The sequence below is a fragment of the Pseudomonas sp. S2_F03 genome, assembly GCF_054668335.1.
Window position 1 is genome coordinate 40,345 of record NZ_CP162759.1, and the last position, 26,835, is coordinate 67,179.

A 26,835-nucleotide genomic window follows, 5' to 3' on the forward strand; every position below is an offset into this window, starting at 1 on the left:
AAACAGGCCAAAATGAGACATTCGGGCCTTTTTATTTCCAGGCGTCATTAACTGAACGCTTTTAAACCAAACAAAACTATTGCCGTACTCATAAGCTCATCTACTGGCTAGTTTCTTTTGCAACGACAGGTTTAGTCTGGAAGCACCGCCGACACTACTCGGCAACTTAAACTTTCCGACTCAAGTTGTTTCACTGGAGATACACCATGAAACGTGTGCTTGTCAGTGCATTGACGATGACTGCTCTTTTATCTGGCTGCTCGATCCCCACGGCGCCAACTTCCGTATCTTACCTGGACGGTCTCTTGCCTGAGCCCGTGGGTCGCAGCAACGCCACGCAAGTAAACAATGGCCATAACGTTGCGCTCGGCGTTGTCTACAGCCAAAACACCCAGGCCAACCGCTCCTACCTTCAAGACTATCAGGCCAACGCCGGCACCGGTTTCGGCCAGAGCCTGCTGGTTCAACCGATTCACGACGCCTACGTCAGCACCTCCCAACCCGACCTGGCTGTGGATTGGGTCAAGGCATCCCTGGGGCGGCAGTTTGGCTCGGTCACGGTGTACCCGGACATGCAAAGCCTGAGGGCGGCGAAACCGGATGTGATCGCCATTGTCGACAGCCGCAGTCAGTTGATTACCTCACGCAGTTCGGATATAGAGGCCAATGTCAGTGCCGATTTCTATGACGCTAACTTCAACTACATTGGCACGGCACAAGGGCATGATGCTAAAGCACTGACTCCGGTTTGGGCCGACTTCAAACGCACTGAAGAGATAGTCGCGGACATTAACGAACAACAGAATGTTCAAGTTCGGGCATTGCAGAAGTTTGACCAGTCGCTCAGTAATTTATTGACCAAGCCGACAGATAAAGTATCCATGCTAGATAACACTTCTAGCCAAAAATTATATTAAGGCTAGTGGCCTTGTCGCGGGCAAGCCCGCCCCCACATTGGAATGCATTGTAATTGTGGGAGCGGGCTTGCCCGCGATCAGACCTGAACTGACACCTTGTAACCATCAGGCAAAAAAAACCCGCATGTCTCCATGCGGGCTTTTTCATTCAGCGCCTGATCAGGCCGCCGGTTCCAGCTCTTCGCTAGCAACCGCAGTGGTAGTCACCACCGCTTGCCCGCTCAACGCCAGGTCCAGCAACTCACGGTTGGCCACCGCATACATGGCGTAGTCCGTGCCGCTGGCGGCACGAATTTCAACCAGCATGGCGCGCCAGCGTTCGATCATGCCTTCGTGCGCTGCCATCCACAGCGCCAGGCGTGTTTCCACATCCTGAGTGCCGTCGCCCTGTTGCAGGACGGAGATGGTGATCGCACGTTGCTGCCAGTCGACGTCGTCGCGGAACGCTTCACGGGCCAGGGCTTGCCAGTTGTTTTCAACCGGCAAAGCGCTGATCTGTTGCAGGTACCAGGTGATGTCCAGCGCGCTGCCGACGGCGAAGTAAGCCTTCGCCACGTCTGCTGCGTTCTGACCGGTCACATCCGACGCTTCGATAATTGGCAACAGGGTGTACAGGTGAGTGGTGCCTGCAACCATGCGCGCCAACAACTCCGGAACGCCAGCGGCGACGTACGCCTGATAGCGGGTCTGCCAGCCTTCGCGGGTCGGGCCTTCCAGCAGTTCGTCGAGCTTGAGGCCCAGCGCTGCCAGATGTGGACCGAAGTGCGCGACGTCACGAGCGGCATTCTGCTCGTTGCGACGGCTGCGCAGGAACCAGCGTGTGGCGCGACGGCCCAGACGCATCAGCTCGTCCATCAGCTCCAGTTGAACGTCGGCCGACACCTGGTAGTCCAGAGCTTCGATCTGACGGAACCAGTGCGGGAGGTGGAAAATGTCACGCACGATCACGTAGGCGCCGGCCACGTTCGCCGGGCTCATGCCGGTCGACTCTTTGAGTCGTTGAACGAAGGTGATGCCCATGTGGTTGACCAGGTCGTTGGCGATCTGGGTGCTGACGATTTCGCGCTTCAGACGGTGACGGCGCATGGCTTCGGAGAACTTGCTCACCAGCGTTGGCGGGAAAGCGGTTTCCATGTCGCGGGTCAGGTAGTCGTCATCCGGCACCAGGGAGCCCAGCAGCTGCTCCTTGAGGTCGATCTTGCTATACGAAATTAGCACCGACAGCTCGGCACGGGTCAGGCCGTGGCCTGCCGCAACGCGCTCGTTGATGGCCTCTTCAGTCGGCAGGAACTCGATGGCGCGATCCAGCTTGCCGCGACCTTCCAGATCGTTCATCAGACGCTTGTATTCAGCGATCCGCGGCAAGGCACGACGCGCCGCCAGGGACAGGGCCTGAGTCTGCTTGTAGTTGTTGCCCAACACCAGGCCACCAACTTCGTCGGTCATGCTCGCCAGCAACAGGTTACGTTGCTTGTCGGTCATGTCGCCGGCTTGAACCACTTCGTTCAGCAGGATCTTGATGTTCACTTCGTGGTCGGAGCAATCCACGCCACCGGCGTTGTCGATGAAGTCGGTGTTGGAACCGCCGCCATTGAGGCCGAACTCGACACGACCCAGTTGGGTCATGCCCAGGTTACCGCCCTCGCCCACAACTTTGCAGCGCAGTTCGTTGCCGTTCACGCGCAGTGCATCGTTGGCCTTGTCGCCGACATCGGCGTGGCTTTCGCTGCTGGCCTTGACGTACGTACCGATGCCGCCGTTCCACAACAGGTCTACCGGGGCCTTGAGCAAGGCATTGAGCAGTTCGGTCGGGGTCAGCTTGTCGGCCTGAATGTCGAAACGCTCTTGCATCTGCGGGGAGATCGCGATGCTCTTCGCGCTACGGGAGAAGATCCCGCCGCCTTCGGACATGATGCTGGTGTCGTAATCCGACCAGGCCGAACGCGGCAGGTCGAACAGGCGCTGACGCTCGGCGAAGCTGCTGGCAGGCTCCGGGTTCGGGTCGATGAAGATGTGCAAGTGGTTGAATGCGGCCACCAGTTGCAGGGTCTCGGACATCAACAGGCCGTTACCGAATACGTCACCGGCCATGTCGCCGACACCGACCACGGTGATGCTGTCTTTCTGAACATTGATGCCGCGTTCGCGGAAGTGACGTTGCACGCCAACCCACGCGCCCTTGGCGGTGATGCCCATTTTCTTGTGGTCGTAACCGGCCGAGCCGCCCGAGGCGAATGCATCGCCGAGCCAGAAGCCGTAGTCGATGGCAATACCGTTGGCGATGTCGGAGAAGGTCGCGGTGCCCTTGTCCGCAGCGACTACCAGGTACGGGTCATCGTCGTCATGACGCACGACGTTGGCCGGCGGAACCAGCGCGCCGTCCTTCAGATTGTCGGTGATGTCCAACAGACCCGAAATGAAGATGCGGTAGCAGGCGATACCCTCGGCCGCGATCTCGTCACGGCTGCCGCCCAGTGGCAGGCGACGCGGCAGGAAGCCGCCCTTCGCGCCGACCGGCACGATGACCGAGTTCTTCACTTGCTGGGCTTTTACCAGGCCCAGGACTTCGGTGCGGAAGTCTTCTTCACGGTCAGACCAGCGCAGACCACCACGAGCGACGTTGCCGAAGCGCAGGTGCACGCCTTCGACGCGAGGCGAGTAAACGAAGATTTCGAACTTCGGTACTGGCTTTGGCAGCTCTGGAATCTGGTGCGGATTGAACTTGAAGCTGAAGTACGACTTGTTATGGCCGTTGGCGTCAGTCTGGTAGAAGTTGGTGCGCAGAGTAGCTTTGACCAGGTCCAGGTAACGACGCAGGATGCGGTCTTCGTTCAGCACCTGGACGTCGTCCAGTGCGCTCAGAATCGCGTGTTCCAGACGTTGTTGCTTGTCTTCCAGATCATCACCGGACAGCTTGCGTGCCAGGTAGAAACGGGTTTTGAACAACCGGGTCAACTCGCGAGCGATGTCGGTGTGGTTGTTCAGGGTGCTGGCGATGTAGCCCAGGTCGAAGCCCAGACGGATCTGCTTCATGTAGCGAGCGTAAGCACGCAGCAGCGCCACATCGCGCCACGGCAGGCCGGCGGTCAGTACCAGACGGTTGAACGCATCGTTCTCGGCATCGCCACGCACGATGTGGACGAACGCGTCCTGCAAGGTGTCGTTGAGTTGCTGGATGTCGAGTTCCAGGCCTTCGGCAGCGGTGAACGCGAAGTCGTGAATCCAGAACTCGCGACCGTTGGTGTGACGCAGGCGATACGGGAATTCACCCAGCACGCGCAGGCCGAGGTTTTCCAGGATCGGCAGCACGTCGGACAGCGCCAGTGGCGTATCGGCGTGATACAGCTTGCAATGCAGCATGCGCTGGCCGGAGACCTGACCCAGCGGCTGATAGAAGCTCATGACCAGTGGATTTTTTTCGCTCAGGCTCAGCAGGTGTTGCATGTCGACCACAGCCGAGTGAGCGGCAAACCGCTCGCGATAACCGGCCGGGAAGCCTTTCGGGAAGTCGGCCAGCACGTTGGTGCCGTGGGCTTCGCCGAAGCTTTCAACGGTCAGTGCGGCGTAGTCGTCCTGCCAGCTGCGGCAGGCTTGCACCACTTCTTTTTCCAGCAGCAACGGGTCGATGTCGATGCGGTTTTTCGGGTCGACACGCAGGATCAGCTGTACACGAGCCAGCACGGATTCGGAGAAGAACGTCCAGAATTCGCAGTCCGAGGCTTTCAGGCGATCCATCAGCACTTGCTGGATCTTCTGGCGCACTTCGGTGGAATAGATGTCGCGTGGCACGTAAGCCAGGCAGTAGCAGAAACGGCCGTACGGGTCTTTGCGCAGGAACACGCGAATCTTGTTGCGTTCCTGGATCTGCACGATCGACATCACGGTGCTGAACAGTTCGTCGACCGGCGTCTGGAACAGGTCATCGCGCGGCAGTACTTCGACCACCTGCGCCAGTTCCTTGCCCAGGTGGGCCTTGGCCTGGAAGCCGGAACGGCGTTCGATTTCCTCGACCTTGCGACGGATGTACGGAATGACCCGCACGCTCTCGCCATACACCGAGGAGGTGTACAGGCCCATGAAACGGCATTCCTTGATGACATTGCCGTCGGCGTCGATTTCGCGGATCGACACGTAATCGGGGTAAGCCGGACGGTGCACACGGCTTGGGTGCGCGGCCTTGGCGAAGGACAGCAGGGTCGGTTCGCGCAGGTAGTTCACGGCGTAGTCTTCGATGCGCAGGTCATCGTAGGTCAGGCCGGTACGCAGCAGTTTGGTCAAGCCCAGGAAAGAGTCCTGGTCGTAGACGATGTGGCCGCCGTCGGCTTCATCGCGCACCACGAACTCCTCGTAGCCCAGGAACGTGAAGTGGTTGCCCACCAGCCATTCCAGGAAGCTTTTGATTTCGCCTTTTTCTTCCGGGTCGACAGCGAACTGGCTGTTGTCCAGGCCGGTCAGGATTTCCTGGACCTTGGCTTTCATCGGCTCGAAATCGGCGACCGCGACGCGGACTTCACCGAGCACCTGCTCCAGCTCTTTGCTCAGGACATTGAGCTCGGCGGTGTTGGCGCAACGGTCGATTTCCAGGTACATCAGCGATTCTTGAAGAATGCCTTCGCCCTGGGTGCCTTTGGGCAGGATTTCCAGCAATTCGCCCTTGCTGCCGCGACGCACGCTCAGCACAGTGGTTTGCAGGGTATGAATGCTGTAGCCGCGACGGTTCAGCTCGGTACGCACCGAGTCCACCAGGAATGGCAGGTCGTGGTGCAGCACTTCGACCGCGGTGTGGGTCGACTGCCAGCCGTGGCGCTCGTAGTCAGGGTTGTAGACGCGCACTTGCGGTTGAGCGTGATCGAAGCGCTCAAGCAGGCGCCACGCAGAAAGGGTGCAGCCGGCGAGGTCGGACAACCGACGCTGGGTCAGCTCGTCCAGGGAAATGATGCCAAAGAATTGTTCGGCGAACAGCGCCACTTGTGGCAGTGCCTGTTCACTGATGTGCTGTGCCAGTGCCGCTTGCAGTTGGTGCTGGAAGTCGGCTTTGCTGGCTGCGGTGAAGAACGCCATCTGTGGTACTCCGCTTGGGCTTGTTATTGATGGAAGCGTCGCGTGCAAAACCCCTTTCGGGGTGGTCCGTCACCCGGTTCCTGATTCTCGGGCAGAGGAAACAGGGCGACAGGTGGGTGAAGCTGGACGAGACACTCAGGTCACATTCACCTTCCATGAATGGGCATCTGCAAAAACGACTGGACTGCATGCAGCGCAATGTCTTTACAGGTGCTCATCCGTTGCGCAGCTTAACGAGTGCGGCAAGGCCCGTGCTTGCGGTGCTGCGACATATTCGGTCATCGGTACGCAGCTAATGGCCCACGCCTCGAACAACACTAGCAGCCGTGGCCGAAAACGGGCGTTTTATCCCCGGTTTTACGGCACTCGCGTACCAGAAATGACCAGCAACACTTCAAGTGTCCACGCCCCTCCTCTGACACTCGACCGAGCAGAAATTCCCTTCCACTGGCACAATTGCGCTTTGTTCGTCTTCACCATGCTCGCCGAGCCAGGAATTGCCCATGCAAATGACCACCGACCTCTTGATTGTGAACCCTTGCGATGACGAGGAAGACAACATGGCCATGCTCGCCTGCCACAGCACTCAGGGCGATATGTTCCTGATGACCCGCTACCCGGATGAAGACGAACTGGAAATTACTCTCGATGGCGAGCCTTCGACGCTGGACGGGGTCAAAGTCACTCTGAGCCCTACCCGCCTGCTGATCGAAATCGCGGCGGCGGATGCGGATGCCCTGAATGGGGATGACTCGCTGGAAATCATTCACAACACCGATGCCAGTGATCTGGCTGAAGTAGAAGAAACACTGCGTAACATTCTTGACGGGACTGGTACTTATATAAGCGAGCTTTGATAGCGCCTGAGCGGGCCTCATCGCGGGCAAGCCCGGCTCCCACAGGTTCGGAGGTGTTGCAAGCATCGCAAGCGCACCGCCGATACTTGTGGGAGCCGGGCTTGCCCGCGATAGCGTCCGAAAGAACGCCACCAGCCTGCGAGCCTGAAAACTTCCAACCCTTCGCCAATCATTTCCCGCACTTTGCACAAAATGCCGTTAGTCGCCGCCCCCCGCGATGGATTAAAGTAACGCCCCCAGCCCTGGCGTTATTCAGACGTCTTCGGTCACCCTTTCCAGGAACAGTCATCGATGGAACATCGTGAAGCGCTGCTCGCGCTGCGAACCTTTCTTTCAACGCAGATTCTCGGCCAGGAAAAACTCATCGAGCGCTTGCTCATCGCTTTGCTTGCCGACGGCCACATGCTGGTCGAGGGCGCCCCGGGCCTGGCCAAGACCAAGGCCATCAAAGAGCTTGCCGAAGGTATCGAAGCCCAGTTCCACCGCATCCAGTTCACCCCTGACTTGTTGCCTGCCGACATTACCGGCACGGAAATCTATCGCCCGGAAACCGGCAGCTTTGTGTTCCAGCAAGGCCCGATCTTCCACAACCTGGTACTGGCGGACGAAATCAACCGCGCCCCGGCCAAGGTTCAATCGGCGCTGCTCGAAGCCATGGCCGAACGTCAGGTCAGTGTCGGGCGCAGCACGTATGAGCTCTCGCCGCTGTTTCTGGTGATGGCGACGCAAAACCCGATTGAGCAGGAAGGCACCTACCCGCTGCCCGAAGCCCAGCTCGACCGCTTCCTGATGCACGTAAAAATCGGTTTCCCGGACGCAACGGTGGAACGCAAGATCCTGCAGCAGGCCCGTGGTGAAGCCCTGAACGGCGAAACCAAACCGGAACGCCGGGTCAGCCAGCAGGCGATCTTCGCCGCGCGCAAGGAAATCCTCGGTTTGTACATGGCCGACGCCGTGGAGGAATACCTGGTGCAACTGGTCATGGCCACGCGCAACCCTGGCAAGTTCGACCCGGAGATGGCCGACTGGATCGCCTACGGCGCCAGCCCTCGTGGATCTATCGCGCTGGACCGTTGCGCACGGGCTCACGCGTGGCTGGCCGGGCGCGACTTCGTCAGCCCTGAAGACATCCAGGCCGTGCTGTTTGACGTGTTGCGCCATCGCATCATCCTGTCCTTTGAAGCCGAAGCTGCTGGCATCGACCAGGACCGGGTGGTCCAGCGGATTCTCGACGTCGTAGCTGTCGCTTGACCCCGATGAACGCCCTTGCGCCGCCCGAGCCGGGCATCCGCGTCAGCCTCGCCGAGCTGATCGAGATGCGCCATCGCGTGCGTGAAGTGCAGTTGTTTTCCACGCCGAGCCAACGCAGCCCGCTGATCGGCCTGCACCACTCCAAGTTTCGTGGACGCGGTGTGGATTTCGACCAGGTGCGGGTTTATCAGGCCGGCGACGATGTGCGCACCATTGACTGGCGCGTGACGGCACGCACTCAGGAGCCCCACACCAAGCTGTTCCATGAAGAACGCGAACGGCCGATTTTCATCATGGTCGAGCAAAGCTGCCGGCTGTTCTTCAGCTCGGGCCTGATGTTCAAATCGGTCCTTGCCGCCCAGGCCGCCAGCCTGATCGGGTGGGCCGCACTGGGCCATAACGACCGGGTGGGCGGACTGGTGTTCGGCGACAACGAGCACTACGAAATCAAACCCCGGCGCAGCAAACAAAGCCTGCTGCAATTGCTCAACCGGCTGGTGCGGGTCAATCAATCGCTGCACGCCGAAACCGAGCAGAACCGTGATTCTTTGAACATGGCACTGCGTCGGGCGCGGGAAGTGTTGCGCCCCGGCAGTCTGGTTATCGTCATCTGCGACGAGCGCGCCCTGACCGAAGGCTCGGAACAACAACTGAGCCTGCTGTCGCGCCATTGCGACCTGTTGCTGCTGCCTTTGTCCGATCCACTGGACCATGCCCTGCCTGCCGCAGGCTTGCTGCGTTTTGCCGAACGTGGCGCGCAACTGGAGCTCGACACGCTCAATTACGACCTGCGCCAGACCTATCGCGCACAAGCCGAAGCGCGCATCGCTCGCTGGGAACTGCTTGCACAAAAACTGCGCGTCTTGTTGATGCCCTTGAGCACCCAGACCGAGATGGTCGAGCAACTGCGCGAATACCTGAACCCACAAAAACCGGGGAAAGGTCGATGAGCAGTCTCGATCAACTGCAACCGCTGATTACCCCGCCACCCATCGAGTTCTGGCCACCCGCGCCGGGCTGGTGGTTATTACTTTTATTGCTGCCGCTGATCGGCGTTGGCCTGTGGCGGTTGCGACACGTGTTTGCGCGCAAACAGCCCGTCGTTCGCGCCGAACAGCCACTGGACCCGGTGCGTGTCGCTGCGCTGGCCGAACTGGCACTGATGCCCAAACCCTACGACGGTGCGCCGGCCGGAGCCTGGCTACAGCAACTCAATGGCTTGCTCAAGCGCCTGTGCCGCAACCATTACCCCTACAGCCAGAGCCACACCCTCAACGGGCGCAAATGGCTGGCGTTTCTCGACAACCGCTGCCCGGCTGCCGGCCTGACGCGCTGGATGGTCCTGGTCGAAGGTGCCTACAAACCCGAATGCAAACTCGACGACAAGGCCATCGCCGGCCTGACCCAAGCCGTCGACACCTGGATTCGCAAGCATGTTTGAGTTCGCCTGGCCGTGGATTTTGCCTTGCTGCCCCTGCCGTGGCTCATGCGAGTGTTGCTGCCGGTCGCCGACAGCGGCGAGCCGGCACTTAAAGTCAGTTTCCTGAGCGACCTCGAAGGCCTCGCTCGACGCCGCGCCCGGGCGAATCTGCCGGCCTGGCGTCAACAGGCACCGTTCATGCTGCTGTGGTTGTTGCTGCTGATCGCCGCCGCGCGCCCGCAATGGCTCGGCGAACCGCTGCCGATTGCGGCCAGTGGCCGCGACTTGCTGGTGGCGGTGGACGTGTCCGGCTCGATGGATTTCCCCGACATGCAGTGGCAGGAGGAAGACGTCAGCCGTTTGAGCCTCGTGCAACATTTACTCGGTGATTTCCTGGAAAGCCGCGATGGCGATCGGGTCGGACTGATTCTGTTTGGCAGCCAGGCCTACCTGCAAGCCCCGCTGACCTTCGACCGGCACACCGTGCGGGTCTGGCTCGACGAAGCGCGCATCGGCATCGCTGGCAAGAACACCGCCATCGGCGACGCCATTGGCCTGGCCCTTAAACGCCTGCGCACACGTCCGGCACAGAGCCGTGTGCTGATTCTGGTCACCGACGGCGCCAACAACGGAGGCGAAATCGACCCATTGACTGCTGCGCGGCTGGCGGCAAACGAAGGGGTAAAAATCTACCCGATCGGCATTGGTGCCAACCCGGAAGAAAGCGGCACGCTGGGCTTTCTGGGCATCAACCCGAGCCTGGACCTCGACGAACCGGCCCTGCAAGCCATCGCCCAAGCCACCGGCGGTCAATACTTCCGTGCCCATGACGGCAACGAACTGCAAGCCATCAAGGACACCCTGGACAAACTCGAACCGGTGACGCAACAACCCACCCAGGCCCGTCCGGCGCAGGCGTTGTATCACTGGCCGCTGGCGATGGCGTTGCTGTTGAGCATGTTGTTGGTGGTGCGCGAACGCTGGCCGGATAACCCGTTTCTACGCTTGTTTACCAAGGATCTGTTCTTGCACTCGCCACTGCCTGACTGGCGTCAGCGTCTCAAACGCCTGCGCTCGCGGAGACGCCGATGAGCGCGCTCTGGCCTTTCTGGTTCCGCCCATGGTGGCTGTTGCTGTTGCCGATATTGGGCTGGTTGCTGTGGCAACTCTGGCACCGGCAAAAACGTGCCGGGCGCTGGCAGATGATTCTGCCGCCGGCCTTCCATGCCGCCCTGCTCAGTGGCGGCAACGGACGCGACAGCAAACTGCCATGGGTGGTCCTCGGACTGGCCTGGATGTTGACCGTACTGGCACTGCTGGGGCCGAGCTGGCAACGGGTCGAACAAGCCAGTCAGAAACCTGCCGACCCGCTGGTGGTGGTGCTTGAACTGACCCCGGAAATGCTCGCCACCGACGTTGCGCCGAACCGGCTTGAACAGGCACGACGCAAGCTGCTCGACCTGCTGCAAGTGCGCAGCGACGCCCAGACCGCCATCGTCGTCTACGCCGGCAGCGCCCACACGTTGGTGCCGTTGTCGGATGACCTGTCGACCAGCCGCAACCTGCTGGACGCGCTGAAACCTTCACTGATGCCCGAAGCCGGCCATCGCGCCGATCTCGCGGTAAACAAAGCCCTTGCATTGCTGAGCCAGGGCGCCTTGGGCGACGGGCGGATTTTGCTGATCGGCTCGACCCTGACCGAACAGGAACGCCAAGGCATTCGTCAGGCACTGGCGGGGCACTCGACGCAGTTTTTGATGCTGGGCATTGGCACCGCCGAAGGTGCACCAGTCGCTCAGGAGGACGGCAGCTTCCTCAAGGACAGTGACGGCGCGATTCTGGTGCCACGCCTGGACACCCCCAACCTGAAAGCCTTTGCCAGCGATCTCGGCGGAGAGTATCGCCAGGCGCGTCTGGATGATTCAGACCTGCGCGCACTGGGCCTGCTCGATGGCCCGCGTGCGCTGCGCAACGACGGGCAAACGCTGCGACTGGACACTTGGGCCGACCAGGGTTACTGGCTGTTGCTACCACTGTTGCTGTTGGCGGCCTGTGCCGGACGGCGCGGCTGGCTGTTCTGCCTGCCATTGCTGTTGATGCTGCCGCAACCGAGTTATGCCTTCGACTTCCAGGACTTGTGGTTGCGCCCGGATCAACGGGGTCTGCACCTGCTCAACCAAGACCACCCGGCCAGGGCGGCACAGTATTTTCAGGACCCGCAGTGGCAAGGTGTGGCGCTGTATGAAGCCGGCGACTACAGTGGCGCCGCCCAGCGGTTCGCCCAAGGCAATGATGCCCATGCCCACTACAATCGTGGCAACGCCCTGGCCAAAAGCGGTGAGCTGGAAGCCGCGCTGGATGCCTACGAACAGGCGCTGGAACTTCAACCGGATTTGCGTCCGGCCTTGACCAACAAGGCGTTGGTGGAAAGTCTGCTGAAGCAGAAAAACACCCCAGCGCCCGTGGAGCCGGAAACCAGCGACGACAGCGAGGCGCAAAACGCCGAGCAGGAGCAGCCAGGCGCCGCCACGCAACCGACGAGCAATGGTGAACCGCAAACTGACGCACAACCGGCCACCGCGGAGACCGAACAACAGACCACCACGCCGCCGAAACCCGGCGGCAATGAAGTCCCGGGCAGCGAGTTGGCCGACGAGCAAAGCACCAAACCGCCACCGCGCCCGACCAGCGACACGCTCCAGGGCGAGCAGCTTCAGGCGCTGGAGCAATGGTTACGCAAGATCCCGGATGATCCGGGTGAATTGCTCAGGCGCAAATTTTGGTACGAACAGCAACAACATCAGGATCAGGGAAAAACTCGATGACCCGCTTCACCCTCTTCATGCTTGCCTTGTTGTGCTGCACCTTTCAGGCCCAGGCGTCGGGGCTCGTCGCCAGTGTCGATCGCAGTCGCCTGAACTCCGGCGAGACGGTCGAACTGACCCTGGAATCCAGCGACGTGACACAGTTCGGCAAGCCGGACCTGACCCCGCTCGAACCCCTGTTCGAAGTACGCGACACCCGCCAGGTCAACCAGTTGAACACCCTCAGTGGCGACAACCGCGCGACCACGCGCTGGATTATCACGTTGCTGCCCAAGGAAAACGGCAGCGTGACGATTCCACCCTTGCAACTGGGCGAGGTGCAGAGCCAGCCCATTACGGTGCAAGTGGTCGAGAGCGAAAACCAGGACACCGCGAGCAAACTGGCGCCGGTGTTTATCGATGTCAGCCTCGACCAGACCAGTGTGTACGTACAGGCGCAGGCGATCCTGACCTTGCGCATCTACCATTCGGTGTCGCTGTACGACGACAGCAGCCTGACCCCGTTGCAGGTGCCCGACGCGCGTATCGAACAACTGGGCGAGTCACGCACCTATGAAAAAGTCATCAACGGGCTGCGCCATGGCGTGATCGAAATGCGCTACGCGATCTACCCGCAACACAGCGGCGAACTGACCATTCCAGCGCAGATATTCAGCGCCACGCTGGTCGACACTCAACCCGCTCAGGACGCCGCTGCACAGGGGCCGAAAACCGGGAAACTGATGCGTGTCAGCTCCACGCAAACGTTACTGACGGTCAAGGCCAAACCCATCACTCTACCCCGCGGACCTGCCCTGGTTGCCGGCCCGCAGCGTGAGCCTGGGCGAAAGCTGGAACCCGCAACCGGACCATGCACAGGTGGGCGATTCGTTCACCCGCAGCCTGACCTTGAAGGTAGAAGGCCAGGCCAGCTCGCAATTGCCGCCCTTGCCCGCCACTGATGTCAGCGGCTTGCGGCGTTATCCCGATCAACCGATGCTTAGCAACGAGAACAGTGAGCGCGGCCTGATCGGCATTCGCGAAGACCGTGAAGCCCTGGTTCCGGCCCGCAGCGGCGCCATCGAGCTGCCGACGGTGGACGTGGTCTGGTGGAACACCTTCGAAGATCATCTGGAACACAGCAGCCTGCCGGCGCGCACCCTGCAAGTCGCCAACAACCCAAGCATGCTGGTCGACGCGCCGGCCGGGACGCCTCAAGTCAGCTCCGCTGCCGACAACGAAACCCTGTGGCGCTGGAAACTCAGCACGCTGATCCTGGCCTGCACCACCCTGCTCGGCTTCGGCCTCTGGTGGCGTGCCCGCTGGCAACCGGCGATCCTGCGCGCCACACAAACCGGCCCGAGCCCGCGCACCGTCCTCGACGAACTCAAGCGCGCCTGCCAGGCCAACGACTCACACGCCACCCGCCAGGCGCTCGACGCCTGGGCCCGGCAACAGCCGGAAACCCTGGCCGACATGGCCGCCCGTTTCGTGCCGCTGTCCGATGCCCTCGACGGCCTGAACGGCGCGCTCTACAGCGAAACCGGCCAATACTGGCAAGGCGAAGAACTGTGGCGCGCGATCAAGGCCATCCCGATTGCCGAACGGGTTCACGACCCGGTGGGTGATAGTGGGTTGCCGCCGCTTTACCCCAAATAATCACCCTCTGTAGCAGCGGCCGAGCCCGCGAGGCTGCGTCCGGCTGCGCAGCAGTCGCAATGTCTGCATACGCGGTTTGCCAGACAATCCGCGTTGCAGGATTTACGACTGCTGCGCACTCGGACGCCGGCTTCGCCAACTGCTACAGGGTTTTCGTGTTGCTGGCCACATCGGCTGTGTTTGCCAGTAAACTCCCTCCCCTTTAGCCGCCATCATTCCCCCCGCGGCCATCACCTTATTTCCTACGGAGTACGCCTTGCGTCTGTTTCACACCTCCGACTGGCACCTTGGGCAGAACCTGCACGGCCAGGAGCGCGACTTTGAGCACGCCTGTTTCCTCGAATGGCTGTTGCGCCAGCTGAAGCTGGACCAGCCCGATGTGCTGCTGATCGCCGGCGATATCTTTGACACCGTCAACCCGCCGGTCAAAGCCCAGGAGCGCCTCTACGATTTCATCGTCAGCGCCCATGAGCAGCAACCTTTGCTGACCATCGTGATGATCGCTGGCAACCACGATTCCGGCTCGCGGATCGAACTGCCCGCGCCGTTGATGCGGCGTTTGCGTACTCACGCCCTCGGTCGTGTGCTGTGGCTCGATGACGGCCAACTGGACGCTGAACGCCTGCTGCTGCCGCTGCCCGACGCCTCCGGCGAAATTGCCGGTTGGTGCCTGGCGCTGCCGTTCCTGCGCCCCGCTGAAGTCACCGGCGCACAGTTGGGCGACAACTACTTGCGCGGCATCGGCCAGGTGCATGAATGGCTGATCGAAGCAGCCAACGCCAAACGCAAGCCGGGCCAGGCGCTGATTGCCATCAGCCATGCGCACATGGCCGGCGGTTCGGTCTCGGAGGATTCCGAACGCAGCCTGATCATCGGCAACGCCGAGGCCCTGCCCGCCAGTCTGTTCGGGCCGAGCATCAGTTACGTTGCCCTTGGCCATCTGCACAAGCCGCAGAAGGTCAATGGCGAAGAGCGCATCCGCTACAGCGGCTCGCCCATTCCGCTGTCGTTCTCCGAGATCGGCTATCAGCATCAGATCCTCGACATCACGCTCGACGGCGAAACCCTGGTTAGCGTCGAGCCCAAGCTGATTCCCCGCGCCGTCAACCTGCAACGCATCGGCCCGGCGCCGTTGGCGGACATCCTCCTGCAACTGGCCGACCTGCCGAATATCGATCTGCTGGCCGACATCCAGCGCCAGCCGTGGCTGGAAGTGCGGGTGCGTCTCGATGAACCGCAACCCGACTTGCGCCACCAGGTTGAAACTGCCCTGCAAGGCAAAGCCGTGCGCCTGGTGCGCATCGCCGCCGAATACGCCGGAAACGGCAGCCGCGATGGCGTCGATGACAGCACCACCCTGGTCGAACTCGATCAGCTCACGCCGCAGGAGCTGTTCAGCCGCGCGTGGCAGGACAGCTATGGCAGCGAGGTCGATGAGCAAACGCTGAAGGACTTTGCCGAGTTGTTGCAAGACGTGCAGATGGAGAGCGAACAGCCATGAAAATCCTCGCGATCCGCCTGAAAAACCTCGCCTCCCTGGCCGGGCCGTTTGAAATTGATTTCACCGCTGAGCCATTGGCCAGTGCCGGTCTGTTCGCGATTACGGGGCCGACCGGTGCCGGCAAAAGCACACTGCTTGATGCCTTGTGCCTGGCGCTGTTTGGCGCCGTGCCGCGCCTGAGCAATGCTCGAAGTGTCCGCTAAAGCGCCGGACGCCGACGGTGAAATCAGTACCGGCGACCCGCGCACGCTGCTGCGTCGCGGCACGGGTGAAGGCTATGCCGAAGTTGATTTCGTCGGCATCGATGGCCGCCGCTACCGTGCGCGCTGGGAAGCCAATCGCGCACGGGAAAAGGCCGGTGGCAAGCTGCAAGCCAGTCGTCAGAGTTTGCGCGACATCGATCAGGACCAACTGCTGGCGAGCCAGAAAGTCGAGTTCAAAACCCAACTCGAAGCCGTACTGGGCCTGAACTTCGAGCAGTTCACCCGCGCCGTGTTGCTCGCCCAGAGTGAATTCAGTGCGTTCCTCAAGGCCAATGACAACGAACGCAGCGAACTGCTGGAAAAGCTCACCGACACCGCGCTCTACACCCAACTCGGGCGCCGCGCGTTCGACAAGACCAAAGAAGCACGCGAAGCCCACAAGCTGTTGCAGGACCAGGCCACGGGCGTAACGCCACTGTCGCCCGAAGCCCGGGCCGAGCTGGATGAACGCTTTAATGAGGCGCAGCAACAGCTGAAGACTCAACAGGCGCAGCTCAAACAACTTGAGTTGCAGCACACCTGGCTCAAGGAGTTGCGTCAACTACAGGACGTACAGCAGAGCGCCGCCGAGCAGCTGACCGGTGCTCAGCAACATTGGGACGGTCTTGCCGACCAACGCTTGAAGCTGACGCGTCTGGAACAACTGGCCCCGCAACGCCATCAATTTGCACGAACAACCGAACTCACCACGCAGCTCACGCCGCTGGCAGCGCAGATCCAGCAGCACATCGAGCAGCAAACCGCGCTGAACGAACGGCAAGCACAACTCGAGGCCAGTCTGAGGCGCTGCGCAGGCTGCACTGGTCGAGGCGCAAAGCCAACACGCCGCCAATGCACCGTTGCTGCGACAGGCCTTTGAAGAACAGAGCACCCTCGCCCGCCTGGTCAAGGAAACCGCCACCAGCGCCGACCTCAAGCAACACGCCGAACAGGCCTGCGCTCAAGGGCAGAGCACCATTCAAGGCCTGCTTGAGCAACAGCAGCAAGTGGCCGTGCGCCTGCAACGGATGGCCGGAGAGCTGGAACAGAGCGTTCACCTGGCGCCGTTGAGCGATGCGTGGAATGCCTACCGCGATCGCCTGCAACAACTGATGTTGATCGGCAATCGTTTGAACAAAGGCCAGGCTGAACTGACCGCCCTGGAGCAAAACGCTACCCGCGCCAGCGAAGAACTGACCGCGCAAAAGCAACAGCTGGAAGTGCTCTACAAAGAAGCCGGTGCCGAGCCTGAAGCGGTGGCCGAACAGATCCAGTTGCTCGGCACCCTGTTGCAGGACAACCGCAAACAACTCCGTGCGTTCGAGGAGCTGACAAGGCTGTGGGCCAGTCAGCAAGACCTGGACAAGCGCAGCGCCGAACTGCACCAGCGCCAACTCACGGCCCAGCAGGCGCGTGATCGCCTGACGCAGGACGGTGTCAAGGCCAAGAATGAATTGGCGGTCGCCGAACAGACCCTGAGCGTCACCCGCGAACTGCTGGAGCGTCAGCGTCTGGCCCGCAGCGCCAGTGTCGAAGAGTTGCGCGGGCAGTTGCAGGACGATCAACCGTGCCCGGTGTGTGGCAGCGCTGACCATCCTTATCATCAGCCCGAAGCGCTGTTGCAAAGCCTCGGTCGGCATGATGAAAGCGAACAGGCCAACGCGCAGAAAGCCGTCGATCTGTTGAAGGAAAAACTCACCGACTTGCGCGGCGAAGTGGGTGGTTTGATTGCTCAGCAAAAAAGAGCTGCTGCAACAGCAAGAACAGCTCGTGACACAACAGCAGGGCCTGACACCAAGCCTCGAAGCGCACCCGCTGTCAGCCCAACTGCTGGCCCAGGACGCCGTCAAGCGTGACGCATGGCTGGCCCAGCAAAACAGCCAGTTGAACCAAAGCATCACGCAAGACGAACAACGCCAAGCCGCCCTGCTCACCCTGCAACAGGACGCCGCGCGCCTACAGCAGCAACTGCGCAACGCGGAGTCGGCCAGCCAGCAGGCCACTCAACACCTGGTCAACCAGCAACGCGAGTTGAGCAGTGATCGCCAGCGTCTGGATGAGGAACTGACTGCGTTCAGCACCTTGCTGCCGGCAGACACCCTGCAAGCCTTGCGCAACGAACCTGCCGCGACGTTCATGCAACTCGACCGGCAGATCGCCCAACGCCTGGAGCAACTCGACCAGCAGCGCGACGAGCTGAGCGAGCAGCAGCAACGCCAGCAGACGCTGGAGAAAGAACAGGACCGCCAACTGACACGCGTCCAGCAACTGGACGCGACTCAGCAGCAGTTCAACGCGCTCGCCGAGCAGCAACAGGCTTGCCAGCGCAAACTATCGCAATTGTTGGGCGAGCACCGCAGCGCCGAGCACTGGCTGGAGCAATTGGACAAGGCCGTCGAACAGGCCCGTCATGCCCAAACCTCGGCCTCTCAGGAACTGCAAAGTGTGCTCACGCGCCTGGTGCAATTGGCCGCCGAGCTCAAGGCACAGCAAGATCGCTCACTGGCGTTGGAAGCCGAAAACCGTGAGTTGGCGGGCAAGATTGCCGACTGGCGCGCCCAGCACCCGGAACTGGACGACGCCGGCCTGGAAACCCTGCTGAGCGTCGACGATCAGCAGGTCAGTGAACTGCGCAAACACTTGCAGCACAGTGAAAAAGCCATTGAGCAGGCCAAGGTGCGCGTGCAGGAACGCGATCAGCGCCTGCTCAATCATCAGGCGCAACACAATGGCAACCTCGACGCCGAGCAATTGGCCACGGCCCTCACCGACCTGCAAAACCTGTTTGCCGCCAGCGAACACCGCTGCGCCGAACTGCGCGCCGAACAGGCCGAGGATCAGCGCCGGCAGAACGCCAATCAGGCCCTGGCCCAGCAGATCGCCGATGCTTACACCGAGTTCCAGCGCTGGGCACGCCTGAATGCGTTGATCGGTTCGGCCACCGGCGATACCTTCCGCAAAATCGCCCAGGCCTACAACCTTGATCTGCTGGTGCATCACGCCAACGTGCAGTTGCGCCAACTGGTGCGCCGTTATCGGTTGAAGCGCGGCGGTAGCATGCTGGGGTTGCTGGTGATGGACACCGAGATGGGCGATGAACTGCGCTCGGTGCATTCGCTGTCCGGCGGCGAGACATTCCTGGTGTCGCTGGCGCTGGCCCTGGGTCTGGCGTCGATGGCGTCGAGCACGCTGAAAATCGAGTCGCTGTTCATCGACGAAGGCTTCGGCAGCCTCGATCCGGAGTCCCTGCAATTGGCCATGGACGCGCTCGACGGCTTGCGAGCCCAGGGCCGCAAGGTGGCGGTGATTTCCCACGTTCAGGAAATGCACGAACGGATTCCGGTGCAGATTCAGGTCCATCGCCAGGGCAATGGCTTGAGCACCCTGGAGGTGAAATGAATACGCTGTATTCCTTCCGCCGCTGCCCCTACGCCATGCGCGCCCGCATGGCGCTGCGCTACGCGGGGGTCGCGGTGAACATTGTCGAAGTCAGCCTCAAGGCCAAACCCGCCGAGATGCTCGCCCTGTCGAGCAAAGGCACGGTGCCGGTGCTGGACGCGGATGGCCGGGTCATCGATGAAAGCCTGGCGATCATGCATTGGGCGTTGGCGCAGAACGATCCGCAAGACTGGTTGCTCAACGAGGATGCCGCCGGACAAGCGCGCATCGCCGCCCTGATCGAGACGAACGATCAGGCGTTCAAGGTGCATCTGAATCGCTACAAATACGCCGAACGCTACCCCGAGCAACCGATGGCGGTTTATCGGGCCGAAGGTGAGGCGTTTTTGCGCACGCTTGACGCATTGCTGGAGGGTCGCGATTACTTGCTGGCGGACCATCCAAGCCTGGCAGATGTCGCCTTGATGCCGTTCGTGCGCCAATTCGCCCACGTCGATCGCGAGTGGTTCGCGCAGACGCCATACGTGCGGCTGCAGGCCTGGTTGCAGCGGTTTCTGGAGTCAGACCTGTTTACCGGCGTGATGCACAAGTAACCCCCTGTAGCAGCTGGCGAAGCCTGCGTCCGGCTGCGTAGCAGTCGTAAATCCGGCTTGCTCGGTTTGTCTGATACACCGCAAGTGCTGATTTTACGACTGCTGCGCAGCCGGACGCAGGCTGCGCCAGCTGCTACAGGATCGCGTTGTCTGGGGGATTCAGGCGAACACTTCACACATCTGCAACACCGAGCAGTCCACCTGGAACGGCCCGAAGAAATCGACCTGGCGTTTGATCGGCGGATTGCCGGCCAGCAGCCCCATGGCCTTTTGCGTTTCGATGTTGCGAGAGAGGTCGTGTTTGGCCTCGATCGAGCGTGCCACGGAACCTACTGAGCCCTGCCCTATTCCCAGTAACGAAAATCCATTGGTGATGAAGGCCAGGAAGGCAATCACCCAGAGATTGCGCCCTTTCATGCCCCGACCACTCCAGCCAGCTCTGCGTGTTCAACCCCTGCGTTTTGCGCACGGTGTTCGAACTGGATAGCGGGATAAGCGACCTGAATCGGCGCGTCGGTGGTGTAGTGCGATTGAGCCGAGAGGCTGAAGACCAACACCATCGCCACGTAAAGACCGATGGCCAGGTAGGCGCCGTGTTTGGCAGAAGTGAGGATTGAACGGGCCATGGTGATCTCCGTGGGCATGTGTCGATGCGCACAGAATCAATCAAAAAAGCCGTAGCAACCACTCAGGGTTATCCATAGTGACCATCAGCTTCGTTGATCATTAAGCCCGTCTATTTCAGTCTTCGATAAAACTCATCAAGCGCTCACGGGCCGCATCCGGCTCGTCTGGAACGGGCTGGGCAGTCGAAGAAATGGGGGCGGAATAGAGGAAAAGAAGAACCACTGCCAGACGCATCGCCATGCTATCGATCCCTTGTTTTTAGAATTGGACTGAAAAAGGCAGCGTCCAATCTAAACACATGGCCATGTGATATCAAGGCGCACGTTAATGGCAATGTGATGCTGTCGTAAACGCGCTATGCAGGAGCGACATCACTCAAGTTTCTCGAAGCTGTTCAGCTTGATCGACGTCAGTGACTTCGCTCCTGCATAAAAGGTGCAGGGCTGAAATTTCAGTGTTGGGTTTTGTGATCCAGGGCGGCGTAGAAGTTGGCGCTCTGTTGGAGGTATTTCTGGGTGTAGCTCTGGGCGTGGGATTTTTTGTCGCTGATTTCAACGTTGGCACTGGCTGGCAGCGCAACGGAGGCAGAGATGGCAGAAGCGGCGATAACGGAGAAGAGATTGAAGTTCATGGCGGTATTCCTCGTGTTCAGTTGGCTTGCTTGCCCGGTGGGGCCGTGAAGCAAACTTAACCTTCGAGGCTCGGCATCTTGAAATGCTTTGTAGCATTAGCAGATATCAGCAGCATTAATAGAAGGATGCAGGCCCCTTGAACCGGGGCCTGCGGCCTATTGACGCAGCAGGAACTTGAGATCGCTGGGTGCGTCCATCGGCAATTTCTGCACGGTTTTACCCAGCAAACCGGTCTTGGCATCGCGTTCGACGACGACAATCTGGTTGCTCTTCTGATTGGCAATCAACACGAAATGGCCACTGGGATCGAGGCTGAACTCACGCGGATGATCACCTTCCACTGAGCGACGTTGCAGTTCCTTCAGGTGGCCGGTCGCAGGGTCGATGGCGAATACCAGCAGCTGATTGGCGGTGCCACGGTTGCTGACATAGAGGAATTTGCCATCCGCCGAAGCATGCAGCGCCGCGGCTGCTTTATCGGACACAGGCTGGCCGGCCGCCAGGTCGATCATTTGTGTTTGCTCAAGTGTGCCGTCCTTGTAATCAAACACGGCCACCTGCGCACTCATCTCCATGGTCAGCCAAGCGTGCTTGCCATCGGCACTGAACAGCAAATGACGCGGCCCACTGCCCGGCGGCAACGGCACGAACGCAGGCGTTGCAGGCGTTAATGGCAGGTCCGGATTGGCTTTGGGGTCGAAGCGGTAAACAAAGACCTTGTCTGCCCCCAGGTCATTGGAGAACACGTAATGGCCGTCCGGCGAGGAGACGGTCGAATGCACGTGCGCCGACAGCTGCCGCTCGGGATTGACCCGACTCGCGGGATGACTGCTCATCTGCACCACCGGTTTCAGCGTGCCATCAGCGCCCACCGGCAACACCGCGAGCGTGCCGCCTGGATCTTCAGCTACCGAGTAGTTGCTGACAAACAAATGACTGGCATCACCGCTGAGGCTTGAATGCGTCGGCTCATTGCCCAGGCTTTGCACCTGATTGATCAGGCTCAGCGCATGGGTCTTGGGATCGATCACAAAACTGCTGACGCGCCCGACCGGGTCTTTCTGCCCCGGGCCGTTTTCGTTGACCACGAACAGGTGACGCTGATCCTTGGCCAGGGTCAGCCACGAAGGGTTTTCGCTGTTGACCACTTGCAGTGGCCGGGCGTTGATCTGCCCGGTCGAGCTGTCGAAGTTCAGGCGATAAATCCCCTGGCTCTGCCCGGCCGTGTAGGAACCGACCAGCAACTGAAGGTTGTCGGCCGACGCAACCTGAACGCCCATTGCGCCGATACTGCCGGCCATCAACAGGGGCCAGAGATTACGCATCCTCCAGCTCATCATCGTCGTCATGACCACCAATAGCGGTCAAGCACACCAGGCGGTGCTCGCCGGAATCGCCAGTGATCACCCAGCTTTGCAGGGTCGGATCGAAGGTTGCCGCCTGAACCTGCGCCGGAGTGAACTCCCAATGCTTGGCCGCTCGGCCGTCCATGCATTCGATGTGCAGGTTGTCGTCTTCATAGAGGGCAAATTCGAATGCGTGCAACCCGTCGATTTCCACCATGTCGCAGTGTTCGAGGGTTTCAAGCAAGGTGTCGGTTACGGCAGTCATGGCAATCAATCTTTAAATGGGAAAAACGCAATGATAGCTCAAAGCGCGGGCAGCCCAGTGCCGACCGCAAAACGCCGGCTCAACACAGAACAAATGTGGGAGCGGGCTTGCCCGCGATTACGATTTAACATTCAACATCAATGCTGGCTGTCAGTCCGCCATCGCGGGCAAGCCCGCTCCCACAGGGGGAACGATCAGCTACAGCGCTTCCCGGGACGGTTGCCCATCCACCAACCGCTGGATACGCAGCGGATTGCCATTCTTCAGCGGCTCCGGCAACAGGCTGTCCGGGTAGTTCTGGAAGCACACCGGGCGCAGAAAACGGTCGATCGCCAAGGTGCCCACCGACGTGCCGCGCGCATCCGACGTTGCCGGGTACGGCCCGCCGTGGACCATCGCATCGCAGACTTCCACACCGGTCGGATAACCGTTGAGCAGAATCCGTCCGACCTTTTGCTCCAGCAGCGCCGTCAACTCGCCGAACTGTTCAAAGTCCGCCGGGTCGCCAATGATCGTCGCCGTCAGTTGCCCATGGAGCCCCTTCAGCGCTGTGTTGAGTTGCGCCTGATCAGCCACTTCCACCACCACCGTGGTCGGGCCGAACACTTCTTCCTGCAAGACTTCGTCGCCGCTGATCAACAGGCTGGCGTCAGCCTTGAACAGTTGTGGCTGAGCTTGCTTGCCCTGTTGCGAGCTGCCCGCCAGATGGGTGATACCGGGGTGAGCGTTAAGTTTTTCCAGACCCTGGCCATAGCTGCTCAAGGTTCCGGCATTGAGCATGGTTTGCGCCGGCTGATCGTTGATCATCCAGGCAACTTGCTGCACGAACGCACTGAACTGCGGCGAACGAATGCCGATCACCAGCCCCGGATTGGTACAGAACTGACCACAGCCTTGAACCACCGATGCCGTCAGGTCACGGGCGATGGTTTGCGCCCGGGCTTCCAGCGCCTGTGGCAAAACGATCACCGGGTTGATGCTCGACATCTCGGCGAATACCGGGATGGGTTGCGCACGCGCGGCGGCCATGTCGCACAAGGCGCGACCGCCCTTCAGCGAGCCGGTAAAGCCCACCGCTTGAATCACCGGATGCTTGACCAGCGCTGCGCCGACCCCGCCCCCGTAGATCATGTTGAACACACCGGCCGGCATGCCGGTTTTTTCCGCGGCGCGCAGGATCGCGTCAGCCACCCATTCGGCGGTGGCCATGTGACCGCCATGCGCCTTGAACACCACCGGGCAACCCGCCGCCAGGGCCGAGGCGGTGTCGCCGCCGGCCGTCGAAAACGCCAGGGGAAAGTTGCTGGCACCAAACACCGCGACCGGGCCGACGCCGATGCGGTATTGGCGCAGGTCCGGGCGAGGCAACGGTGTGCGCTCGGGCAACGCCTTGTCGATTCGCGCAGCGTAAAAATCACCACGGCGCAGCACCTTGGCGAACAAACGCATCTGGCCACTGGTGCGACCGCGTTCACCCTGGATTCGTCCGGCGGGCAACGCGGTTTCGCGACAGACCACGGCGACAAAGTCATCGCCGAGGGCATCGAGTTCATCGGCGATGGCGTCAAGAAACTGCGCCCGTCGCTCGGCACTCAAGCTGCGAAAGACCGGATACGCGGCGCCGGCAGCCGTGGCGGCGGCGTCAACTTCTTGCTCGGTGGCCTGATAAAACTCATGAGGCAAGGCCTCGCCCGTGGTGGCGTCGACGCTCTGGAGTTTGACGGTGCCCGTCGCACTGCGCAGACCGCCGATGTAGTTGTGACCAAGGATCTGGGTCATACGGATCTCCTTAAAGGCTGCCAACGGTGCCGGGTTCAAATGCCGCTTCAACCGGCGCAATGCCGTTGATCAGCGGTGCGCCGAATTCGGCCTGGCTGATTTCGAATACATCACCCGGTCGGGTGCGGATGCCATCGGCAAACGACAGCGTCGCGGTGCCGAAGAAATGAATGTGCACGTCCCCCGGGCGCAGGAACTGGCTGTATTTGAAATGGTGGTACTCAAGGTTTTCCAGGCTATGGCACATGTTGGCTTCGCCGCTGAGAAACTCGTTCTGCCACAGCACTTCACCGTCACGCAGGATGCGGCTGGTGCCGGCCAAGTGTGGCGGCAAATCACCGACGCGAAGTTCCGGACCATAACTGCAACTGCGCAATTTGGAGTGCGCCAGGTACAGGTAATTTTTTCGCTCCATAACGTGATCGGAGAACTCGTTACCGACCGCAAACCCAAGGCGATAAGGCTTGCCATCGTGGCCGATGACGTAGAGGCCGGCGAGTTCCGGCTCTTCGCCCGCGTCTTCGGCGAAGGGCGGCAGCGGGAACGGCTTGCCCGGCCGAACGACGATGCTGCCGTCGCCCTTGTAGAACCATTCAGGTTGCACACCGGCCTGCCCTGCTTGCGGTTTTCCGCCTTCCACGCCCCATTTGAAGATGCGCATGGTGTCGGTCATGGCCGCTTCGTCACCGGCGTGTTGATGCATCTTGTCCCGGGCCGAAGCGCTGCCCAAGTGGGTCAGGCCCGTACCGCTGACCAGCATGTGTGCCGCGTCCGGGTGATCCAGTGGCGGCAGGATACGCAACGTGGCCAGCAACTCGGCGTAGTCGTGGCTGATGCCCAGGCCGAGGACTTTCACCTGTTGCGCCAGATCAGTGCCCGCCTCAATTGCTGCCAACGCCAGGTCGCGGACTGTGTGCGCATCCTGCACTTCACGCACCAGACCGCCCTCGACGACGCCGACGCGACGCTCGCCGTTACTCAATTCGAACTGAACCAAACGCATGGTTTTCTCCTGTAAACAATTCTTCAAAACACCGCTAACCCCCTGTAGGAGCAAAGCTTGCTCGCGATTGGGGCCTGACAGATGACATCGATGCTGAATGTTCTGCCGCCATCGCGAGCAAGCTCTGCTCCTACAGGTTTTGTGTCAGGAACGGGTTGCGCCGCGCGCACTGGCGGCAAACTGATCAGCCGGCAGCACATGCTTGCGCTCCAGCAACCGATAGACCACGCCGGTCAGCACCAACCCGAACACCATCACGCAGGACAGGAAATACAGCCCCGACGCGAGGTTGCCGGTGTACTCCTTGAGCGCACCGATCACGAACGGACCGATGTAACCGCCGAGGTTGCCCACCGAGTTGATCAGGGCGATACCGGCCGCCGCGCTGGCGCCGGCAAAGAAACGCCCAGAGCAAGGTCCAGAACACCGCCGTGCAGGAAAACAGCGCAAACGCCACCAGGCACAGGGCCGCCAGTTGCAGCACCGGCACGGTCAGCCAGGCGCTGAGGAACAGGCCGATGGCACCCAGCACACACAAGACGGCCAGATGTCCGTAGCGATCATTCAAACGGTCGGAACTGCGCGGAATGATCAGCAGGCCGACGATCCCGAAGATGTACGGCACCGCCGAAACGAAACCGGTGACCAGGTCGCTGCCGCCAAACTGCTTGATCAAGGTCGGCAACCACAGGCCCAGGCCATAGATGCTCAACGTCACCGGCAGATAAAACAGCGCCAGCAGCAAGACTCGCTTGTCTTTGAGCGCATGCAACGGGTTGCCGTGGCGGGTCTGGCCGTATTCCTCAAGGTCTTTTTTCAGCTCGCCGGCGAGCCAGTCCTTCTCGGCCTGGTCCATCCATTTCACTTGCTGCGGGCCATCAGGCAGGTAACGCAGCACCGGCCAGGTCAGCAGGATCGCCGGCGTGCCAATGACGATGAACAACCACTGCCAGCCGTGCAAACCGAGCGTGCCGTCCATGCCCAGCAAACCGCCGGACACCGGGCCGGTGACCATCATTGCGATCGGTTGGGAAAGGATGAACAGGCCGAGGATTTTGCCGCGATGGCGAATCGGGAACCACTGAGTGATGTAGTACAGAACACCCGGAAAGAACCCGGCTTCCGCCGCACCGAGCAGAAAGCGCATCACATAGAAGCTGTTCGGCCCCTGGACGAACGCCATGCCGATGGTGATGGCGCCCCAGGTGACCATGATCCGCGCAAACCAGCGTCGCGCGCCGAAACGGTCGAGCATCAGGTTGCTGGGAATTTCCAGCAGGAAGTAGCCGATGAAAAACAACCCGGCACCCAGACCGTAAGCGGCATCACCGAGGCCAATGTCGGCGCCCATGTGCAACTTGGCAAACCCCACTGCGGAGCGATCCACATAGGCGATCAGGTACAGCAGGATCAGGAAGGGAATCAGTTTCAGCGTGATGCGGCGGATAAGCCGCAGTTCCTGGCTCATGAGATCGGTCT

The 26,835-nt window shown here is 60.8% G+C and carries 17 protein-coding genes and 4 pseudogenes; 11 read left to right on the forward strand and 10 right to left on the reverse strand.

What is annotated here, in order from left to right:
• The first annotated feature begins 206 nt into the window (after positions 1 to 206).
• Positions 207 to 917, forward strand: coding sequence for a hypothetical protein (locus tag AB4N76_RS00200; RefSeq protein WP_046032156.1), 711 nt, complete (start codon positions 207 to 209; stop codon positions 915 to 917).
• Positions 918 to 1,076: 159 nt separating this feature from the next.
• Here the strand turns inward: AB4N76_RS00200 and AB4N76_RS00205 are convergent, their stop codons facing one another.
• The gene (locus tag AB4N76_RS00205) at positions 1,077 to 5,978 is read right to left on the reverse strand and encodes an NAD-glutamate dehydrogenase (protein WP_046032155.1); all 4,902 of its coding nucleotides are present in this window, start codon (positions 5,976 to 5,978) and stop codon (positions 1,077 to 1,079) included.
• A 503-nt stretch (positions 5,979 to 6,481) separates the two neighbouring features.
• Here AB4N76_RS00205 and AB4N76_RS00210 point away from each other — a divergent pair.
• The 10 genes and pseudogenes from AB4N76_RS00210 (at position 6,482) to AB4N76_RS00255 (ending at position 19,704) form a co-directional block, all read left to right on the forward strand.
• Positions 6,482 to 6,835, forward strand: a complete 354-nt coding sequence (locus tag AB4N76_RS00210) for a hypothetical protein (protein ID WP_109786523.1) — start codon at positions 6,482 to 6,484, stop codon at positions 6,833 to 6,835.
• A 291-nt stretch (positions 6,836 to 7,126) separates the two neighbouring features.
• Positions 7,127 to 8,086, forward strand: a complete 960-nt coding sequence (locus AB4N76_RS00215; RefSeq protein WP_046032153.1) for an AAA family ATPase — start codon at positions 7,127 to 7,129, stop codon at positions 8,084 to 8,086.
• Between the two features lie 5 nt (positions 8,087 to 8,091).
• Positions 8,092 to 9,036: a DUF58 domain-containing protein gene (locus AB4N76_RS00220; protein ID WP_046032152.1), complete on the forward strand. Its 945-nt coding sequence runs from the start codon at positions 8,092 to 8,094 to the stop codon at positions 9,034 to 9,036.
• On the forward strand, positions 9,033 to 9,527 hold the full coding sequence (locus tag AB4N76_RS00225; RefSeq protein WP_460163958.1) for a DUF4381 domain-containing protein: 495 nt from the start codon (positions 9,033 to 9,035) through the stop codon (positions 9,525 to 9,527). Before AB4N76_RS00220 ends, AB4N76_RS00225 begins: the two co-directional genes overlap by 4 nt.
• Positions 9,520 to 10,598: pseudogene (locus AB4N76_RS00230) on the forward strand (vWA domain-containing protein). Before AB4N76_RS00225 ends, AB4N76_RS00230 begins: the two are co-directional and overlap by 8 nt.
• On the forward strand, positions 10,595 to 12,331 hold the full coding sequence (locus AB4N76_RS00235) for a tetratricopeptide repeat protein (RefSeq protein WP_046032149.1): 1,737 nt from the start codon (positions 10,595 to 10,597) through the stop codon (positions 12,329 to 12,331). The pseudogene AB4N76_RS00230 and the gene AB4N76_RS00235 overlap by 4 nt, the downstream one beginning before the upstream one ends.
• A pseudogene (locus AB4N76_RS00240) lies at positions 12,328 to 13,969 on the forward strand (BatD family protein). The gene AB4N76_RS00235 and the pseudogene AB4N76_RS00240 overlap by 4 nt, the downstream one beginning before the upstream one ends.
• A gap of 256 nt (positions 13,970 to 14,225) precedes the next feature.
• Positions 14,226 to 15,470: an exonuclease SbcCD subunit D C-terminal domain-containing protein gene (locus AB4N76_RS00245; protein ID WP_460163959.1), complete on the forward strand. Its 1,245-nt coding sequence runs from the start codon at positions 14,226 to 14,228 to the stop codon at positions 15,468 to 15,470.
• Positions 15,467 to 19,111 (forward strand): annotated as a pseudogene (locus AB4N76_RS00250) (AAA family ATPase). Before AB4N76_RS00245 ends, AB4N76_RS00250 begins: the two are co-directional and overlap by 4 nt.
• Positions 19,108 to 19,704 carry a glutathione S-transferase gene (locus AB4N76_RS00255; protein ID WP_046032145.1) on the forward strand — a complete coding sequence of 199 codons (597 nt, stop codon included), beginning with the start codon at positions 19,108 to 19,110 and terminating at the stop codon, positions 19,702 to 19,704. Before AB4N76_RS00250 ends, AB4N76_RS00255 begins: the two are co-directional and overlap by 4 nt.
• 159 nt (positions 19,705 to 19,863) lie before the next feature.
• Here the strand turns inward: AB4N76_RS00255 and AB4N76_RS00260 are convergent, their stop codons facing one another.
• The 9 genes and pseudogenes from AB4N76_RS00260 to AB4N76_RS00300 form a co-directional block, all read right to left on the reverse strand.
• Positions 19,864 to 20,121, reverse strand: a complete 258-nt coding sequence (locus AB4N76_RS00260) for a hypothetical protein (protein WP_046032144.1) — start codon at positions 20,119 to 20,121, stop codon at positions 19,864 to 19,866.
• A complete protein-coding gene (locus tag AB4N76_RS00265) occupies positions 20,118 to 20,330 on the reverse strand; it encodes a hypothetical protein (protein WP_077432078.1) in 213 nt (70 codons plus the stop codon). Before AB4N76_RS00265 ends, AB4N76_RS00260 begins: the two co-directional genes overlap by 4 nt.
• 115 nt (positions 20,331 to 20,445) lie before the next feature.
• A complete protein-coding gene (locus AB4N76_RS00270; RefSeq protein ID WP_256577230.1) occupies positions 20,446 to 20,571 on the reverse strand; it encodes a hypothetical protein in 126 nt (41 codons plus the stop codon).
• Positions 20,572 to 20,782: 211 nt separating this feature from the next.
• Positions 20,783 to 20,962, reverse strand: a complete 180-nt coding sequence (locus AB4N76_RS00275) for a hypothetical protein (RefSeq protein ID WP_046032142.1) — start codon at positions 20,960 to 20,962, stop codon at positions 20,783 to 20,785.
• Between the two features lie 156 nt (positions 20,963 to 21,118).
• Positions 21,119 to 22,288, reverse strand: coding sequence for a lactonase family protein (locus tag AB4N76_RS00280; RefSeq protein ID WP_109786529.1), 1,170 nt, complete (start codon positions 22,286 to 22,288; stop codon positions 21,119 to 21,121).
• The gene (locus AB4N76_RS00285) at positions 22,281 to 22,574 is read right to left on the reverse strand and encodes a DUF5629 family protein (protein WP_460163960.1); all 294 of its coding nucleotides are present in this window, start codon (positions 22,572 to 22,574) and stop codon (positions 22,281 to 22,283) included. Before AB4N76_RS00285 ends, AB4N76_RS00280 begins: the two co-directional genes overlap by 8 nt.
• Before the next feature lie 198 nt (positions 22,575 to 22,772).
• On the reverse strand, positions 22,773 to 24,353 hold the full coding sequence (locus tag AB4N76_RS00290) for an aldehyde dehydrogenase (NADP(+)) (protein ID WP_460163961.1): 1,581 nt from the start codon (positions 24,351 to 24,353) through the stop codon (positions 22,773 to 22,775).
• 10 nt (positions 24,354 to 24,363) lie between these two features.
• Positions 24,364 to 25,356: an AraD1 family protein gene (araD1, locus tag AB4N76_RS00295; protein WP_046032138.1), complete on the reverse strand. Its 993-nt coding sequence runs from the start codon at positions 25,354 to 25,356 to the stop codon at positions 24,364 to 24,366.
• Between the two features lie 144 nt (positions 25,357 to 25,500).
• Positions 25,501 to 26,824: pseudogene (locus tag AB4N76_RS00300) on the reverse strand (MFS transporter).
• Positions 26,825 to 26,835: the final 11 nt, after the last annotated feature.

Coding starts and splice junctions, on each gene's coding strand:
- AB4N76_RS00200 (WP_046032156.1), top strand. CDS start 207: ATGAAACGTGTGCTTGTCAGTGCATTGACGATGACTGCTCTTTTATCT.
- AB4N76_RS00205 (WP_046032155.1), bottom strand. CDS start 5,978: ATGGCGTTCTTCACCGCAGCCAGCAAAGCCGACTTCCAGCACCAACTG.
- AB4N76_RS00210 (WP_109786523.1), top strand. CDS start 6,482: ATGCAAATGACCACCGACCTCTTGATTGTGAACCCTTGCGATGACGAG.
- AB4N76_RS00215 (WP_046032153.1), top strand. CDS start 7,127: ATGGAACATCGTGAAGCGCTGCTCGCGCTGCGAACCTTTCTTTCAACG.
- AB4N76_RS00220 (WP_046032152.1), top strand. CDS start 8,092: ATGAACGCCCTTGCGCCGCCCGAGCCGGGCATCCGCGTCAGCCTCGCC.
- AB4N76_RS00225 (WP_460163958.1), top strand. CDS start 9,033: ATGAGCAGTCTCGATCAACTGCAACCGCTGATTACCCCGCCACCCATC.
- AB4N76_RS00235 (WP_046032149.1), top strand. CDS start 10,595: ATGAGCGCGCTCTGGCCTTTCTGGTTCCGCCCATGGTGGCTGTTGCTG.
- AB4N76_RS00255 (WP_046032145.1), top strand. CDS start 19,108: ATGAATACGCTGTATTCCTTCCGCCGCTGCCCCTACGCCATGCGCGCC.
- AB4N76_RS00260 (WP_046032144.1), bottom strand. CDS start 20,121: ATGAAAGGGCGCAATCTCTGGGTGATTGCCTTCCTGGCCTTCATCACC.
- AB4N76_RS00265 (WP_077432078.1), bottom strand. CDS start 20,330: ATGGCCCGTTCAATCCTCACTTCTGCCAAACACGGCGCCTACCTGGCC.
- AB4N76_RS00270 (WP_256577230.1), bottom strand. CDS start 20,571: ATGGCGATGCGTCTGGCAGTGGTTCTTCTTTTCCTCTATTCCGCCCCC.
- AB4N76_RS00275 (WP_046032142.1), bottom strand. CDS start 20,962: ATGAACTTCAATCTCTTCTCCGTTATCGCCGCTTCTGCCATCTCTGCC.
- AB4N76_RS00280 (WP_109786529.1), bottom strand. CDS start 22,288: ATGCGTAATCTCTGGCCCCTGTTGATGGCCGGCAGTATCGGCGCAATG.
- AB4N76_RS00285 (WP_460163960.1), bottom strand. CDS start 22,574: ATGACTGCCGTAACCGACACCTTGCTTGAAACCCTCGAACACTGCGAC.
- AB4N76_RS00290 (WP_460163961.1), bottom strand. CDS start 24,353: ATGACCCAGATCCTTGGTCACAACTACATCGGCGGTCTGCGCAGTGCG.
- araD1 (WP_046032138.1), bottom strand. CDS start 25,356: ATGCGTTTGGTTCAGTTCGAATTGAGTAACGGCGAGCGTCGCGTCGGC.